Genomic DNA, 15,813 nt, shown 5'->3' on the forward strand with positions numbered 1-15,813 from the left:
GCATGGAACAGACTGATGGTGCATTTCTTGTGCTGGCCAACGAGCAGGGCGACCACTCGCTCTGGCCCGCGGCCGCGCCGGTGCCCGAGGGCTGGTCCGTCTCACTCACCACCGTGGCCAGGCAGCGGTTCCTACGGGACCTCGGCAAGCAGTGGCCCGAACTGCGCGCGGTGACCTTCGCCAAGGCGGGCCAGTTCGCGGTGTGAGCGCACTCGCCGACGACGGGCGCCGGGAACTCCCCCTTTCCGGCGCCCGTCACGCCTTCCCGGGCCCTGTCACTGTCTGTGTGCGAATCATGAACTTTTGCCACAGGAGTGGCCTGACCGGAAAGTAACATCGACGATTCGGAGGAGTGTCCGCGGGACGGAACGGGGGGCGCCGACGTGCGGGTCGGTCGTGAGCAACACTTCGTTGTACTGCGGCAGTTGGTCCTGGACGTCTCGGCGGGACGGGGCGGCTGCGTAATCGTCGAGGGTGAGCCCGGCGTCGGCAAGTCCTTCATGGTCATGGACGCGGTGAAAGAAGGGGAAGGGCTCGGCTGCCGCGTACGGCACGGCGCCGCCGACGAGTTGTGGCAGCGCTTCCCGTTGCGCGCCGTCCTCGAATGCCTCTATCCCGACAGCACCCGCGCCGCAGCGGAGCGCTCGGCCGTCATCGAGCTGCTACGCGGTGCCGACGGCGAACCCGCCACCCATGAAGCGGATTTGATGGCCGCGATGGACCGGCTGCTCACCGCCGTCGAGCAGCTCTGTGCCGAATCACCGCTGGTTCTCGTCCTCGACGATCTGCAATGGGCCGACCAGGCCAGCCTGTTGCTGTGGCAGCGGCTCGCCAAGTCGTCCGCGCGGCTGCCGCTCCTGCTGGCCGCCACCCGGCGCCCGGTCCCCGGGCGCCGCGAACTCGACCGGCTGCGAGCCGGGTTGGTCGAGCTGGGTGCCCGGTGCCTGCGCCTGGACCCGCTCGGACCGGAGGAGGCCGCGCTCCTGCTCGAGCAGCTCGTCGGTGCCGTACCCGGACCGCGGTTGTGCGGCCGGACGGCGCTCGCCGGCGGCAATCCGCGGTACATCCGGGAGCTGGTCGAAGCCCTCCATGCCGAAGGTGCCATCGCCGTCGAGAACGGCCGGGCCGAGCTCGTCGCGGCCCGCCGGAAGGCCGAGTCACCGGGCTTCCTCGGGTCGCTGGCCGACCGCCTCGGCTTCCTGTCCCCGCAGGCGCACGAGGCCTTGCGCCACGCCTCGCTGCTCGGCGCCGAGTTCACCGTCACGGAACTCGCGCTCGTCCTGGGGCGGCCCGCCCGTGAACTGCTCGGCGCGCTGTCCGAACCGATCAGCGCAGGGCTGCTCAGCGACGAGGGCGACCGGCTCCGCTTCCGGCACGATGTGGTCCGCCAGGCGCTGTACGAGGCGATCCCCGGCGCGATCCGCTCGGCCCTGCACCTCGACACCGCACGCGCGCTCGCCGAGGCCGGAATGCCACCGGCCCGGGCCGGCGAGCAGCTGGCGGCGGCGACCGGCCCGCTCGACTCCTGGGCGCTGAGCTGGCTGGTCGAGTCCGCCGAGGCCCTCATCGCGGCCATACCGGGACCCGCCGCCGAGCTCATCGAGCGCGCCATCGAGCAGGGCCGCCCCGAGGAGCGGGACAGGAACATCCTGGAGGAGCGGCTCGCCGAGGCGGCGCTGCTGCTGCGCCGCCCCCAATCGGTCGGACTGCTCGCGAAGCTGCGCGACCGCGCCGAGGAACCGGACCACCGTGCCGCGCTGGCGTTCAAACTGATCTCGGCGCTGATGATCCAGGGCGACACCGGCGCCTGCCTGCGGGCGACCGAGCAGGCGCTGGCCGAGACGTTCCCGTCGCGCGGCTGGCGGGTCAGGCTGGAGGCGTGCCGGGTGCTGGCCCTCGCGGACCTGGACCGCCTCGACGAGGCTCTCGGGCATGCGCGGCCCGTGGTGACGCAGGCGGCGGGCCTCGGGGACCCGCTGGCCGCGTCGGAGGCGCACCACGCCATGGCCTACACGCTCTACCGCATGGGGCGTGCGCGGGAGTCGCTCGACCACATCGCGCAGGGCGTCGCCCACGCCCGGCAGACACCGGCGGCCACCGACATGTCGCTGCTTCTGCTCACCAACCAGGCGGAGAGCCTCGACCGGCTCGACGAGCCGGAGGCCGTCCTGCGGGCCCTGGAAGAGGCAAGGGACCTGGCCGTACGCAGCGGCTCGGCAGGCCGGCTCGTCGGTATCGAGACGCGCTCGGCCCAGTTCCACTACCGCGGCGGCCGCTGGGACACGGCGCTCGACGACCTGGAGCGGGCGGCGGGCCTGGAGGTCTCGGACTCCTGGCTGCCGGTGCTGGTGCACGGCATGCGGGCGCTGGTACTCGGCCACCGCGACCGGCGGACCGAGGCCACGGCCCACCTGGACGCCCTGCCGCCCGACGCCTTCGCGCAGGCCCCCGCACGGCGCTACGCCGTCCATGTGCTGCTCGCCCGCGCCCTGCTGGCCGAGCGTGACGGCCGGCTCCTGGACGCCCTGCACGCACTGCTGCCCGCACTGTCGGAGCCCTACGCGGTCGAGATGCTGCACGACAGGCACTGGCTGCTGCCCGATGTGGTCCGCCTCGCGCTCGAGGTCGGGGACACCGCCACGGCCGAGGCCGCGGTAGCGGCCTGCGGGGAGGAGACGGCGGCCTTGCCCGAGCACCCAGGACCCGCCAGAGCGGCCCTGCGGTGCCGCGGGCTGTTCGCCCAGGATCCGGCGGTGCTGGCCGATGCGGTCGCGCAGTACGAGGGCGGCTCGTGGCCGCTGCTGCTCGGGCAGACGCTGGAGGACCTCGCCGTGGCGCAGGCATGGCACGGCGAACTGTCCTCGGCACGGTCCGCGTTGGACCGTGCGGTGCGGACGTACGAGGAACTGGGCGCGCGGTGGGACATCGCGCGGGCCGACTCCCGGCTGCGTACGCTCGGCGTACGGAGAGGGAGCCGCACCGCCGGCCGTACGGCCCGCCGCGAGGCGGCCGGCGGCTGGGAGTCGCTCACCCCGACCGAGCTCAAGGTCGCGCTGCTGGTCACGCAGGGCCGCTCGAACCCCGAGATCGCCAGTGAGCTATTCCTCTCGCGCCGCACGGTGCAGACCCATGTGTCGCACATCCTGGGCAAGTTGCAGGTGCGGTCGCGCGCGGAGGTGGCGCGGGAGGCGGCGCTCCAGGGCGAGGAGGGCTAGGCCCTGTCCGGCCGATCTTGCCGGGCTCGCGTGCCCTGGTGCCGCACCTCGCTGCGTTGTCGTCGGTCACCGACGCTCCGCGTCGATTTCCTCCTCCGCCTTGCGATGTACAGCACCAGACCCCGCTCACTGATCCGGCCTGATCGACCGGACAGGACCTAGGGGGTGTCTTCCGGAACAGGCCTCGGGTGGCGTCATACCGGGAGGCCGGCGTAGCCGGGCAGCACCTTCTTCAGCGCGCGCAGGGCGTAGTACGTACGGGACTTGACGGTGCCCGCGGGGATGCCGAGCACTGCGGAGGCCTCCGCCACGGACCGGCCGCGGAAGTAGATCTGGACCAGTACCTCACGGTGCTCGATGCTCAGCGTTCTGAGGGCTTCGCGCACATCGAGGGCGGTGGCCGAGCGTTCGGTGTGGTCCTCGGTCGTCGGCGGCGCCTGCTCCACGCTCTCGGCGGCGATCTCCGCGGGGCGGGCGAGCCGGGCACGGCGCGCATCGATCGCGAGGCGCCGGCCGACCGTGAACAGCCACGGGCGCATCGACTCGTGATCGGTCTCCAGCGCCTCCGGGTGCTGCCAGGCCCGCACCAGCGTCTCCTGCACGAGGTCCTCGGCGCGCTGCCGGTCGCCGTAGGTGAGTCCGAGCAGGAAGCCGAAGAGCGCCCGTCCGTGCTCGCGCTGGAGTTGGGCGAGGGCCTGCTCGTCGGTGCGGGGTGCGGTCGTGGTGGCGTTGCTACCGGTCTGCTGCGCGAGCGTGCTGGTCACCATGGTCGCTCCTTCGGGAAGTGTGATGGGCCGCGCCGACGCTCCGAGAGTGGCCGAGTGCCGCGGCGGAGTTATCCGCCACCTGGCGTATACGTGCGGAATCGGCGTTCAGCGGCCGAACGGGGAGCACAGTGGTGCGTCGAGCGGTCGAGCGGCGCGACGAACGGCTGACAGGTTCCCCGACAAGCGGCTGAAAGGTCGCAGGACGTGCGGCAGGACGATCGGCACCAGCAGCCGGCGGACGGCACGGCGTTCGGCACAGGAACAGCCCGGCGTGGGAGGGGGCGGGTGCTGAACCCGTCCCGCACGGCCGCCGTGCGAAGGGCGGAAGGACGGACTGGACAAGGACGGTCACGAAGTGGACGCGCAGATGGCTCACCACCGCAGGCAGACCTCGATGAAGGCAAGGCCCGTGGCACGAGGGGCGGCGGCCGTACTCGCCGGCCTCGCCGTGGCCTCGGCAGGCACGCCGGGCGTCGCCGTCGCCGCCCCGGCGGTGCCGGCCACGAGCACCGCTCCGGCGGTGCCGACCGCGACCGCGGCCCCGACGGCGGCCGGGAAGATCGTGAAGTACTACATCGTCACCCAACAGCCCAACGGCGAACCCGAGTTCCTCTTCAGCATCGCCGAGAAGGTACTGGGCGACGGCAACCGCTTCCCCGAGATCTTCGAACTCAACAAGGGCCGCCGGCAGCCCGACGGGAGCGTGATGGACAAGCCGACGGTCATCGCGCCCGGCTGGATCCTTCAGCTGCCGGAGGACGCCAAGGGCGACGGTGTGCGCCTCGGCGCACTCCCCAAGGGCGTTGCCCAGACCCCCGCCGCGCAGCGGCCCGACACCCACTCCCTCCCGCAGGCCCAGGGACTGGTCCCGCCCACGGCCGAGCAGACCAGCTGGCTCGGTCCCGGCCTAGGGATCGCCGCCGGCGCGCTGGCGGTGGGTGCGCTCGCCTCGACTTTCGTCCTGCGCCGCCGGACGGCGACGGCGGCCGGTCCCGTCGAGGTGCCCGCGGCCTTCCTGAACCGCAGGAGCACGGGCGTGGCCACCGGCGCAGCGCACGGGGGCCCGGTCGCCGCCACCCGTACCGTCGCACCGGCGGCACCCGCGCCGCGGTCCGCGCAGCGCCCAGCACGCCCGGCGCCCGAACCGGAGGCCGCGCCGGCCGAACGCACCTCACCGGCGGTACGCACCGCGGTCCCCATCACGCCCCGCCGGCCCGCCGCCGACACCGCGTCCCGCGTGCGCCCCACGCCCGCCCGCCCTGCGCCGCGCAGCGAGTCCGGGCCCCCTGCTGCGCCCTCCCACCAGGTCTCCTACGGCGACGATCTCATCGACGTGCACATCGACACGGAGGCCGCGGCCGCCTGGCACCCGGTCCCGTACGAAACCCCCGACGGAGGTGCGGCCTTCCTGTGCATCGGCGTGTCCGAGGAGCACGGCTGTCTCTTCGTCGACTTCGCGCAGGCTTCCGGCGCCATCGCGGTCAAGGGCGACCCGGACGCCGGGCGGCGGCTCGTGGAGTCCCTGGTGCTGCAACTGGCCACGAGCCCGGTGCTCGACCAGGCCGGTGTCGTGGTCGTCGGCGGGCTCGCTGTGCTCGCCGATGGCACGGACGGCATCGATACGGTCGAATCGCTGGACGAGCTCGTCCGGCGACGCAGCGAAGAGACCGCTGATGCCGTCGAGTTCGTCTTCTGCGAGGCGGCGTCGGCCGATGACGTGGCGCAGATCTCCGGACTGCTCAGGGGCCCCGGCCGCGTCGTGCCCGTGGTGCTCGGCAGGGTCGGCGGCACCGCATGGCATTTCGAGGTGCGGGCCGGAGAACCCGAGGAGTGACATCGTCACGGGTCCCCCGGCCCACCCGCCTCAGACCTCCAGCTCCGCCTCGATCTTCTTCAGCTGGTGGCGGGCCATCGCCAGGTTCGCGCGCTTGGTGTCCAGGGCCAGGTACAGGAACAGCCCGTTGCCGCCGCGCGCCTTGAGCAGGCGGATCAGGTGGTACTGCGTGCCGAGCGTGATGAGGATGTCCTCGATATGGTCCTGGATGCCGAGCATCTCCATGGCGCGCAGCTTCGCCCGCACCACGTCGGTGTTGCCCGCGGCGGCCACGGTCAGGTCGAGTTGCTTGCCGCCGCCCAGCGTGCCGAGCGCCATGCCGCTCGTGTAGTCGACGAGTGCGACGCCGATGACGCCCTCGATCGAGGTCATCGCTTCCTTGAGAGCGGTTTCGGTGTTGGCCATGATGGTGCCTTTCCTTTCGGTGGAAACGGTTGAACCCGATGGGGATGTACGGGAGTTGCGCGGTGGCTTGGTCGCGGTCATGGGCGGTCCAATGCGTTGTCGACGAGTTCGCCTATGCGCGCACCGGCGCGTCGTGCTTCGAGATGCAGCCGGCCGACGTTGACGCGCGGCTCGGCCGTCACGGTGAGCACGGCTGCGGAACCCGCCGCGTACGTCGCCACGTATCCGCTCTCGCCGCGCACGAGCAGTTCCCGGAAGCCGCCCTGGCCGGTGGCCTCGGTGAGCCGCAGCGCCACCCCGAGTGCGGCCGCCGTGAGCGCGGCGATGCTCTCCGCCTCCGCGTCCGGGATGTCCCTGGCGAGGACGAGGCCGTCCACGCTGGCCGCGAGGGCGCCGGTGAGCTGCGGTAGCCGGGTCCTCAGCCGGTGCAGTTCGTCGAGGACTCCGGTACTCGCGGTCATCAGTTGTCTCCTCTCGGCGCGCTGTCTCATCGCGCGCATCACAGCGTTGCCTCCAGGGCGTCACGGAGCCGTCGGAGCAGGGCGACGTCCGGATCGGCGGACGTCTCCATGACCCGGGCGACGGCGGGGGGCGGTACCGGCACGGCGGCCGTGCGCGGGGTCTCGACGAGCCCGGCAGCGGCCAGCCGGCGTACGTCGACGAGGGTGTGGAAGGCGGGCCTGCCCAGGGTGCGGGCGATGTCGCCCGGGGTCCGCGTGCCGTCCGCCAGTTCGAGCACGGCGCGCTGGCGCGGGGTGGCCCGGACGCCGGTGTGCCGGGTGGTGGGGACGACGGGCGCGGTGTCGGTCTCCGGGTGCACCCAGAGCCGGTCGAGCAGTGCCCTGCGCCGCAGGGTCTCGCGCTGGACGGCCTCCGCCGGCACCGGCCGCACGGCCCCGATCCAGTGGGCGACCCCGTAACGGAACCTTGAGGGACCGCTGCTGGGCGCGAGCGCGAAGAACGCGGCGTCGAACAGCGCCCCGAGGTGGCAGATCTCCAGCTCACCGCCGGAGAGCCGGCCGCTGTCGACGAGATACCGGCCGACCCTGCCGTGCGCCCCTGCCTCGCGGAGCGCCCCCTGCCAGCTGTCGGTGCGCAGCCGGCCGCCCGCGGTCAGCAGGACGTCGATCCCCGGCGCGGCCGGGCTCTCGGCGTGCACGACCTGCCCGTCGACGAGATAGAGCGTTCCCCGGTCCCGTAACAGCGCTCCGGTGGCCCGCTCCGCGGCGAGCCGCAACAGCATCGGTGAGACGGTCGTCGGAGTCGTACGGGTCGTACGGGCCGTACGGGTCGGAAGCGGCGCACCGGTCGAACCGGCCGGACCGGACGAACCAGTTGAACCGGCCGGGACGGTCACTCCAGCACCAGCCGCTCGGTCAGGTCCCGCATCCGCAGCCGCGCGAGCGCGAGATTGCCTTCCGCGCGGTCGAGCCACAGATGCATCAGGACGCTGCTGTCGAAACTCGTCTCGACGTAACGCAGGACGTGGTAACAGGTACGGGTGGTGACGACGAGGTCCTCGACGGGAGGGCTCTTCGAGGCCCCGTCGGTGTCGTCCCCGCCCGGCGCCGGGGCGAAGGTGGGGTGCTCCGCCGCCATCCGCGCCAGCTCCGCGGTCTCGGCGGCGGCCGTCTCGTGGTCGTCGCCCGCCGCGTCGCCGACCGTGCCGAGAGCGAGTCCGCTGGTCCAGTCGACGAGGGCGGCGCCGCGTGCTCCGGGCAGCCGCATGGCGTGGAGCAGACACTCGTCGATTCCGGGCACGCGGAAATCCCCCTCCGGCACGTGTGCGAACGGCTCGGACATACGTCCGTAGCCGTGAGGTTACGCACCGGAGTGTTGGCAGGTGGAACTTCTGGCATTTTCCACCGGAACATGCATCCGGTCCCTTAGGATCCGCACCCGGCGACGCCCGAGGCGGGCGCTCGCGGTTCGCTCAGCTCCTGGCCGCCTCCTCCTCGTGGCGGAGCTTCATCCACACCTTGTTGACCGCCCACAGGACGATGCCGATCGCCACCAGCACCCCGGCCCGGATGTAGACGTCCGCCGCCCGGTCGGACAGCGGGCTGGCCAGGATGACCGACGCGATCGCCCCGAGCACCGGAAGCGCCGTCGGCGTGCGGAAGTGGGGGTGGTCGACGCGGTCCTTGCGCAGTACCAGCACCGCCACATTGACCACGGCGAAGACGCAGAGCAGCAGGAAGGCCGTGGTGTCGCCGAGCCCCTCGATCTCGCCCGTGGACACCAGACCGACGGCGATCACGGTGACGAAGATGATCCCGGTGATGGGTGTACGGCGGTGGCGCAGGACCCGGCCCATGCCGCGCGGCAGGACCTTCTCGTTGGCCAGGCCGTAGCAGAGCCGCGACGCCATCATGATGTTGATCAGCGCGGAGTTGGTGACCGCGAAGAGCGCGATGCCGGCGAACAGCTTCGGGGGGAAGGCGATCCCGCCCGCCTTGACGACCTCCAGCAGCGGGCCGCTCGACGTCTGCAGCACCCGGTAGTCGACGAGCAGCGAGGACACCAGCGCCACCAGCACGTAGATCGTGCCGGTGACGGCGACACCGGTGAAGATGGCGCGAGGGAAGGTGCGGGCCGGATCCTTGGTCTCCTCCGCCATGTTGACCGAGTCCTCGAAGCCCACGAAGGCGAAGAAGCCGAGCGCCGTGGCGCCCAGCACGCTCGTCAGCAGGGCGTATCCGGTGCCCTCCGCCTGGAACTCGCCCAGCCGGGACGGCTCTCCGCCACCGGTCAGCACGGCCCACGCCCCGATGCCGAGGACCACGAGCAGCCCCGACAGCTCGACGAGCGTCAGCACCATGTTGGTCTTCACGGACTCGGACACGCCCCGCAGGGCGATCGCGGCGAGGACGAGGATGAAGGCGATCGCGACGACGGTCGTCGGGATGGCGTCCGTGAACTCCTGGAAGTAGTCGCCGCCGAACGCGCGGGCCGCGGCGCTCGCGGACGACAGCCCGGAGCACATCACCATGAAGGCGATGATGAACGTCAGGAAGGGGACCTTGAACGCCTTCTGGGTGTAGAGCGCGGCGCCGGCCGCCTTCGGGTACTTGCCGACGAGCTCGACGTACGACGCGGCCGTCAGGAGCGCCACGGCGAAGCCGATCGCGAAGGGCAGCCACAGCGCGCCGCCCACCTTGCCCGCGACCTTGCCCGTCGTGGCGTAGATGCCGGTGCCGAGGATGTCGCCGATCACGAAGAGGATCATCAGCTTGGGGCCGATGGCCCGCTTGAGCGACGGCTGCTGGTCCGGTGGTTCCGTGGAAGTGGATGTGGTCGCCATGTGACACCTGTGCCCGGCCGTTGTGACGGGATGCGTACCGGCCGGCCGTGTTCAGCCGTACGAGGGCGTGCGGGCGCCTGCGCGTGCGAGCGAGCGTCAGCCGCCGCGGCTCTCCACCGCGCGGGCCACATCGGCGAGGTCGCGCTCGACCGCCTTGGCGACGGCCCGTGCGCCGAGGCCGCCGAGCACCTTGGCGAGCAGCCCCGCCACGCCTCCGGGCGGCACGGCCGAGAACGTCGTCCGGACCGTCGTCGTCTCGGGTCCGTCGGGCCTCAGCACGAACTCGGACACATAGTGGGTGCCCTGGCTGTCGGCCTCGACCACATAGCGCTCGGGCGGCTCGCTCGCCGTCACGTACAGCTCCTCGGTGGCGTCCTTGCCCAGCATCCGGCGGGTCTCGCGCCAGCGCGTGCCGACGTCGAAGCCCCCGTTCGTGAGGACCTCGATCCTCGTCACGCCGCTGAGCACGCGCTCCGCGCCCTGAAGGTCGGTCAGGGCCTCCCAGATGCGCCCCTGGGACGCGGCGATCCGGCGCTCGACGACGACATGTCTGCTGGCCATGCGTCCATGGAACCACCGGGGTCCGGCAACCGCCCGCTACAGCAGTGCCTCCGGGTGGGCACCGCCGGACTCCGCGACGATCTCGTCCAGGGTCTGTGCCTCCCGCACGGTGGTGAAGGCGACCCCCTCGGGACCGGTGCGGAAGCCGTGGACCGCGGGGCGGGCGAGGCTGTTGTACGCGTAGTGGTTGGTGAAGTAGTACGCGCCGGTGTCCAGCACCGCCACCACGTCGCCCTGCTCCAGGAGCGGGAGGCCCCGGGCCTCGGCGAGCAGATCGCCCGCGAAGCAGGCGGGTCCCGCGATGTCCTGGACGACGTCCTGCCCCGTCCTGGGGCGCCCCTTGGCGTCGTACGCGGCGATCCGGACGGGCCACGAGGCGGGGTCGTACACGGTACGGGTCGCCACCTGGGCGCCGGCGTGGGTGACCGCGATGGGCCGGGACCCCGCCGACTTGGTGTACTCGACGCGTGCGAGGAGCGTGCCGTGCCTGGCGAGCAGCGACCGCCCGAACTCGGTGACCAGGCCGTACCGTCCGTCGAACAGCCCGGGGACCTCGCGGTGCAGCAGCCGGGCGTAGTCGGCGAAGGTGGGGGTCTCCTCGTCGGACGCGAAGTTGACCGGCAGCCCGCCGCCGATGTCGAGCGTGTCGATCTGCTGCCGCCCGGCGGCCGTGTTGATCTCCTCGGCGAGCTCGTACGAGGCCCGTACGCCCTGGGCCAGCAGACCGAGCGGCAGCCCCTGCGAGCCGGAGTGGGTGTGCAGCCGGGTCAGCCAGGGCCGGTCGAGATACGCGCGTACGACCCGGTCGCGGGCGCCCTCGTCGCGCAGCGCGAACCCGAACTTCGACGTCGCGGTGGCGGTGGACAGGGCCCCGATGGCGCCGGCACCGATCTGTGCGTTCACGCGCAGACCGATGGGGGACCGGAGGGTCCCGGGCGGCACGGCCTGGACGAGGGCGTCGATCCGGGCGAGTTCCTGCGGGTTGTCGGCGTTGACGGCGATCCCGAGGGCGAGTGCCATGTGCAGCTCGGCGGGCGTCTTGGCGGGGGAGTCGAACACGGTCCGCTCGGGCGGTACGCCGGCGGCGCGGGCCAGCGCCAGCTCGCCGGGGCTCGCGACCTCCGTGCCGATGCCCTCCTCGTGGAGCAGCCTGAGGACGGGCACCAGCGGGGTGGCCTTCACGGCGAAGGCGTGCAGGACCGGGGCATCGGTGATCTCCTGGAAGGCGGCCTTGAGCGCGGCGGCGGAGGCGCGGATGCCGGCGATGTCCAGGAGGGCGGTGACGGGCTCGGTCTCGGTGAGCAGATCCTGTTCCACGGCCGCGCGCACGGCCTGATCGCGACGGTCTGAAGCCATGGGAACCAGCCAATCATCCGCGGCCCTCCGCCGCAGTGGTTGACTGAAATTATTCAGCACGCAAGGATGTGAATAGAAGAATCAACGTCGGAGGAGGCATCGGCATGTCTGGACCCCGCCCGGTACGGGCACCGCGTGGCACGAACCTGAACGCCCTCGGGTGGCAGCAGGAAGCCGCGCTGCGCATGCTCCAGAACAACCTCGACCCGGAGGTCGCCGAGCATCCCGACAAGCTCGTCGTCTACGGCGGCACGGGTAAGGCGGCCCGGGACTGGCGTTCCTTCGACGCGATGGTGCGCACGCTGAAGACGCTGAAGCAGGACGAGACGATGCTCGTCCAGTCCGGCCGCCCGGTCGGCGTGATGCAGACCCACGAGTGGGCGCCGCGCGTGCTCATCGCCAACTCCAACCTGGTCGGCGACTGGGCGAACTGGGAGGAGTTCCGGCGCCTCGAGGCCCTCGGGCTCACCATGTACGGCCAGATGACGGCCGGCTCGTGGATCTACATCGGCACGCAGGGCATCCTGCAGGGCACGTACGAGACCTTCGCGGCGGTCGCGGCCAAGAAGTTCAACGGCACGCTCGCCGGGACGATCACGCTGACCGCCGGCCTCGGCGGTATGGGCGGCGCCCAGCCGCTCGCCGTGACCATGAACGACGGCGTCGCGATCTGCATCGACGTCGACCCGCGCGCGATCGAGCGCCGGATCGAGCACCGCTACCTGGACGTGAAGGCCGACAACCTCGCCCACGCCCTCCAGCTCGCGGTGGAGGCCCGGGACGCCCGCCGCCCGCTCTCGATCGGTCTGCTCGGCAACGCGGCGGAGCTGCTGCCGCAGATGCTCGCCGAGGGCGCCCCGATCGACATCGTGACCGACCAGACGTCGGCCCACGACCCGCTGTCGTACCTGCCGGTGGGTGTCGACTTCGACGACATGGCGTCGTACGCGGCGAAGGACCCGGCGGGCTTCACCACCCGCGCCCGCGAGTCGATGGCCAAGCACGTCGAGGCCATGGTCGGCTTCATGGACGCGGGCGCCGAGGTCTTCGACTACGGAAACTCGATCCGTGGCGAGGCGCAGCTCGCCGGCTACGACCGGGCGTTCGCCTTCCCCGGCTTCGTGCCGGCGTACATCCGGCCGCTGTTCTGCGAGGGCAAGGGCCCCTTCCGCTGGGCGGCGCTGTCCGGCGACCCCGCCGACATCGCGAAGACCGACCGCGCGATCCTCGACCTCTTCCCGGAGAACGAGTCCCTGGCCCGCTGGATGAAGATGGCGGGCGAGCGCGTCCACTTCCAGGGCCTCCCGGCGCGCATCTGCTGGCTGGGCTACGGCGAGCGCGACCGCGCCGGCGAGCGCTTCAACGACATGGTGGCGAGCGGGGAGCTCGCGGCCCCGCTGGCGATCGGCCGCGACCACCTGGACTGCGGCTCCGTCGCGTCCCCGTACCGCGAGACCGAGGCGATGCTCGACGGCTCGGACGCGATCGCCGACTGGCCGCTCCTCAACGCCATGGTGAACGTCGCCTCCGGCGCGTCGTGGGTGTCGATCCACCACGGTGGCGGGGTGGGGATGGGCCGTTCGATCCACGCGGGCCAGGTGACGGTGGCTGACGGCACGAAGCTGGCGGGCGAGAAGATCCGGCGGGTGCTGACGAACGACCCGGGCATGGGTGTCATCCGGCACGTCGACGCGGGCTACGACATCGCGGAGTCGGTCTCCGAGGCCAAGGGTGTCCGCATCCCGATGCGGGAGGAACAGTGACCGCCTCCGGCGACCCCGGTTCCGACTCGGTTGTGGGCAGTCGTTCCGCCCCGGCGGAACAGTCGCCCACAACCGGGTCGTTCCACCAGATGTGGGCGGACCTCCGCCCCGTCGGGCGCAACCCGGACAGCGGCGGCTACCGCCGCTTCGCCTGGACCGGCGCCGACGCCGACTGCCGCACCTGGTTCCAGGAGCAGGCCGAGGCCCGCGGCCTCACGTACGAGACCGACCGCAACGGAAACCAGTGGGCGTGGCTCGGCGACCCCACCGCCGGGGACGCCGTCGTCACGGGCTCCCACCTCGACTCCGTCCCCGACGGCGGCGCCTTCGACGGCCCCCTCGGCGTCGTCTCGGCCTTCGCCGCGCTCGATGAACTCCGCCGCAGAGGAGCGGAGTTCACCAAGCCCGTCGCCATCACCAACTTCGGTGACGAGGAGGGCGCCCGCTTCGGCCTCGCCTGCGTCGGCTCCCGGCTCACCGCCGGGCAGCTGACCAAGGAGAAGGCGTACGAGCTCCGCGACGCCGACGGCATCTCGCTGCCCGAGGCCATGGAGGCGGCCGGCTACGACCCGGACGCCATCGGCCCTGACCCCGAGCGTCTGGCCCGTATCGGTGCGTTCGTCGAGCTGCACGTCGAGCAGGGCCGTGCCCTCGACCTGTCGGGGGACGCCGTCGGCCTCGCGAGCGCCATCTGGCCCCACGGCCGCTGGCGGTTCGACTTCCACGGTGAGGCCAACCACGCCGGAACCACCCGTCTCGTCGACCGCCGCGACCCGATGCTGACGTACGCGGAGACCGTCGTCGCCGCCCGCCGCGAGGCGGAACTCGCGGGTGCCGTCGCCACCTTCGGCAAGATCTCCGTCGAGCCGAACGGCGTCAACGCCATCCCGTCCCTCGTCCGCGGCTGGCTCGACTCGCGCGCCGCCGACCAGGCGACCCTCGACACGGTCGTCGCCGCGATCGAGCAGGCCGCGAAGGAGCACGCGCAGCGGGACGGCGTGGACCTCGCGGTCGTACGGGAGTCGTTCACCCCGGTCGTCGAGTTCGCCCACGCGCTGCGCGACGAGCTGAACCGGATCCTCGGCGGCCGGGTCCCCGTTCTCGGCACCGGAGCGGGACACGACGCGGGAATCCTGTCCGGCTCGATCCCGACCGCCATGCTGTTCGTACGGAACCCGACGGGTGTCTCGCACTCCCCGGCCGAGTACGCGGCCGAGGACGACTGCGTCGCCGGGGTCCTCGCACTCGCCGACGTACTGGAGGGTCTCGCGTGCAGGTGACCACGTACTGGCTGGAACACGCCTGGCTCGGCACGCACGTCGAGCCGGGCGTGGCCCTCGATGTGTCGGCGGGCCGGATCGCGGCGCTACGGACCGGGGTGGAGACCCCGGAGCCGGGAGCCGTGGTGCTGCGCGGCCTCACGCTCCCCGGTCTGGCGAACGCCCACTCGCACGCCTTCCACCGTGCGCTGCGCGGCCTCGTCCAGGTCGGGTCGGGGACCTTCTGGACCTGGCGCGAGCTCATGTACCAGGCCGCGTCGCAGCTGACGCCGGAGTCGTACCACGCGCTGGCGCGGGCCGTGTACGCGGAGATGGCGCTGGCCGGGGTCACGGCGGTCGGCGAGTTCCACTACGTGCACCACGCGCCGGGAGGCGCCCGCTACGCCGACCCCAACGCCATGGGCGAGGCGCTGATCGCGGCGGCGAAGGACGCGGGCATCCGGATCACGCTCCTCGACACCGCGTATCTGTCGTCAGGCTTCGGGGAGCCCCCGAACCACCACCAGCTCCGTTTCTCCGACGGCACTGCCGAGGCATGGGCCGAGCGGGTGTCGCTGCTCAAGGAGCGGGACGGGGTGCGCATCGGCGCGGCGATCCACTCCGTACGGGCGGTACCGGCCGCGCAGCTGTCGACGGTCGCCGCGTGGGCGTCCTCCCGGAACGCCCCTCTCCATGTCCATCTCTCCGAGCAGACGGCGGAGAACGACGCCTGCCTCGCCGCGCACGGCTGCACTCCGACGCGGCTGCTCGCCGACCACGGTGTTCTCGGCCCGCGGACGACCGGCGTCCACAACACCCATCTCACGGACGAGGACATCGCGCTGATCGGCGGCAGCGGGACCGGCACCTGCATGTGCCCGACGACCGAGCGGGACCTGGCCGACGGGATCGGCCCCGCGGTCGCCCTGCAGCGGGCGGGCTCACCGCTCTCGCTGGGCAGCGACAGTCACGCGGTGATCGACCTCCTGGAGGAGGCGCGGGCGATGGAGCTGAACGAGCGCCTGCGCTCGCGCACCCGCGGCCACTGGACGGCGGCGGCCCTGCTGCGCGCCGCGTCGGCGGACGGTCATGCGGCGCTGGGCTGGGACGAGGCGGGCCGCCTGGAGACGGGCGCCCTGGCCGACTTCACGACCGTCGCGCTGGACTCGGTGCGGACGGCGGGGCCGGTGCCGAGGCTGGGCGCGGAGGTGGCGGTGTTCGCGGCGACGTCCGCGGATGTGCGCCACACCGTCGTGGCGGGCCGCCACCTAGTCCGCGACGGCGTCCACGCCCTGGTCCCGGACGTGCCGTCCGCGATGTCCGACGCGATCGCGGCGCTGCGGGCATGA

The 15,813-nt window shown here is 72.3% G+C and carries 14 protein-coding genes; 6 read left to right on the forward strand and 8 right to left on the reverse strand.

Annotated elements, in window-relative coordinates:
• Positions 1-2: 2 nt before the first annotated feature.
• Complete coding sequence (locus ACWCXB_RS19595) at positions 3-206, forward strand: MbtH family NRPS accessory protein (protein WP_450724465.1); 204 nt, start codon at positions 3-5, stop codon at positions 204-206.
• A gap of 177 nt (positions 207-383) precedes the next feature.
• Positions 384-3,215: an AAA family ATPase gene (locus ACWCXB_RS19600; RefSeq protein ID WP_450724467.1), complete on the forward strand. Its 2,832-nt coding sequence runs from the start codon at positions 384-386 to the stop codon at positions 3,213-3,215.
• Positions 3,216-3,409: 194 nt separating this feature from the next.
• On the opposite strand, the gene ACWCXB_RS19605 is transcribed toward ACWCXB_RS19600, so the two are convergent.
• Positions 3,410-3,982, reverse strand: a complete 573-nt coding sequence (locus tag ACWCXB_RS19605; protein ID WP_450724469.1) for a sigma-70 family RNA polymerase sigma factor — start codon at positions 3,980-3,982, stop codon at positions 3,410-3,412.
• A gap of 355 nt (positions 3,983-4,337) precedes the next feature.
• On the opposite strand from ACWCXB_RS19605, the gene ACWCXB_RS19610 reads away from it, so the two are divergent.
• On the forward strand, positions 4,338-5,816 hold the full coding sequence (locus ACWCXB_RS19610; RefSeq protein WP_450724471.1) for a LysM peptidoglycan-binding domain-containing protein: 1,479 nt from the start codon (positions 4,338-4,340) through the stop codon (positions 5,814-5,816).
• A gap of 30 nt (positions 5,817-5,846) precedes the next feature.
• Here ACWCXB_RS19610 and ACWCXB_RS19615 read toward each other — a convergent pair whose 3' ends face one another.
• The 7 genes from ACWCXB_RS19615 to ACWCXB_RS19645 form a co-directional block, all read right to left on the reverse strand.
• On the reverse strand, positions 5,847-6,221 hold the full coding sequence (locus ACWCXB_RS19615; RefSeq protein ID WP_450724473.1) for a hypothetical protein: 375 nt from the start codon (positions 6,219-6,221) through the stop codon (positions 5,847-5,849).
• Between the two features lie 77 nt (positions 6,222-6,298).
• Positions 6,299-6,682, reverse strand: a complete 384-nt coding sequence (locus ACWCXB_RS19620; protein ID WP_450724475.1) for a roadblock/LC7 domain-containing protein — start codon at positions 6,680-6,682, stop codon at positions 6,299-6,301.
• A 38-nt stretch (positions 6,683-6,720) separates the two neighbouring features.
• Positions 6,721-7,464, reverse strand: a complete 744-nt coding sequence (locus ACWCXB_RS19625; protein ID WP_450724477.1) for a transcriptional regulator — start codon at positions 7,462-7,464, stop codon at positions 6,721-6,723.
• A gap of 110 nt (positions 7,465-7,574) precedes the next feature.
• Positions 7,575-7,982 (reverse strand): hypothetical protein, encoded by a 408-nt coding sequence (locus tag ACWCXB_RS19630; RefSeq protein ID WP_450724479.1) that lies wholly within the window; start codon positions 7,980-7,982, stop codon positions 7,575-7,577.
• A 172-nt stretch (positions 7,983-8,154) separates the two neighbouring features.
• Entirely contained in the window at positions 8,155-9,525 is a 1,371-nt protein-coding gene (locus ACWCXB_RS19635; protein WP_450724481.1) for an APC family permease, read from the reverse strand.
• A gap of 96 nt (positions 9,526-9,621) precedes the next feature.
• Positions 9,622-10,086, reverse strand: a complete 465-nt coding sequence (locus ACWCXB_RS19640) for an SRPBCC family protein (RefSeq protein ID WP_450724483.1) — start codon at positions 10,084-10,086, stop codon at positions 9,622-9,624.
• A 36-nt stretch (positions 10,087-10,122) separates the two neighbouring features.
• Entirely contained in the window at positions 10,123-11,442 is a 1,320-nt protein-coding gene (locus ACWCXB_RS19645) for a diaminopimelate decarboxylase (RefSeq protein WP_450724485.1), read from the reverse strand.
• Positions 11,443-11,546: 104 nt separating this feature from the next.
• Here ACWCXB_RS19645 and hutU point away from each other — a divergent pair, with 104 nt between their 5' ends.
• The 3 genes from hutU to ACWCXB_RS19660 all read left to right on the forward strand — a co-directional run bounded on the left by hutU (position 11,547) and on the right by ACWCXB_RS19660 (position 15,813).
• A complete protein-coding gene (gene hutU / locus ACWCXB_RS19650; RefSeq protein WP_450724487.1) occupies positions 11,547-13,205 on the forward strand; it encodes a urocanate hydratase in 1,659 nt (552 codons plus the stop codon).
• A gap of 89 nt (positions 13,206-13,294) precedes the next feature.
• Positions 13,295-14,485 carry an allantoate amidohydrolase gene (locus ACWCXB_RS19655; protein WP_450724489.1) on the forward strand — a complete coding sequence of 397 codons (1,191 nt, stop codon included), beginning with the start codon at positions 13,295-13,297 and terminating at the stop codon, positions 14,483-14,485.
• Complete coding sequence (locus ACWCXB_RS19660; RefSeq protein ID WP_450724491.1) at positions 14,476-15,813, forward strand: formimidoylglutamate deiminase; 1,338 nt, start codon at positions 14,476-14,478, stop codon at positions 15,811-15,813. Before ACWCXB_RS19655 ends, ACWCXB_RS19660 begins: the two co-directional genes overlap by 10 nt.

It is taken from the genome of Streptomyces sp. NPDC001514 (genome assembly GCF_053597075.1).

Bases quoted from the DNA above. Each gene is read 5' to 3' on its own strand.
- ACWCXB_RS19655 (WP_450724489.1), top strand. From the start codon at position 13,295: ATGTGGGCGGACCTCCGCCCCGTCGGGCGCAACCCGGACAGCGGCGGC.
- ACWCXB_RS19640 (WP_450724483.1), bottom strand. From the start codon at position 10,086: ATGGCCAGCAGACATGTCGTCGTCGAGCGCCGGATCGCCGCGTCCCAG.
- ACWCXB_RS19625 (WP_450724477.1), bottom strand. From the start codon at position 7,464: ATGCTGTTGCGGCTCGCCGCGGAGCGGGCCACCGGAGCGCTGTTACGG.
- hutU (WP_450724487.1), top strand. From the start codon at position 11,547: ATGTCTGGACCCCGCCCGGTACGGGCACCGCGTGGCACGAACCTGAAC.
- ACWCXB_RS19645 (WP_450724485.1), bottom strand. From the start codon at position 11,442: ATGGCTTCAGACCGTCGCGATCAGGCCGTGCGCGCGGCCGTGGAACAG.
- ACWCXB_RS19620 (WP_450724475.1), bottom strand. From the start codon at position 6,682: ATGACCGCGAGTACCGGAGTCCTCGACGAACTGCACCGGCTGAGGACC.
- ACWCXB_RS19595 (WP_450724465.1), top strand. From the start codon at position 3: ATGGAACAGACTGATGGTGCATTTCTTGTGCTGGCCAACGAGCAGGGC.
- ACWCXB_RS19635 (WP_450724481.1), bottom strand. From the start codon at position 9,525: ATGGCGACCACATCCACTTCCACGGAACCACCGGACCAGCAGCCGTCG.
- ACWCXB_RS19615 (WP_450724473.1), bottom strand. From the start codon at position 6,221: ATGGCCAACACCGAAACCGCTCTCAAGGAAGCGATGACCTCGATCGAG.
- ACWCXB_RS19605 (WP_450724469.1), bottom strand. From the start codon at position 3,982: ATGGTGACCAGCACGCTCGCGCAGCAGACCGGTAGCAACGCCACCACG.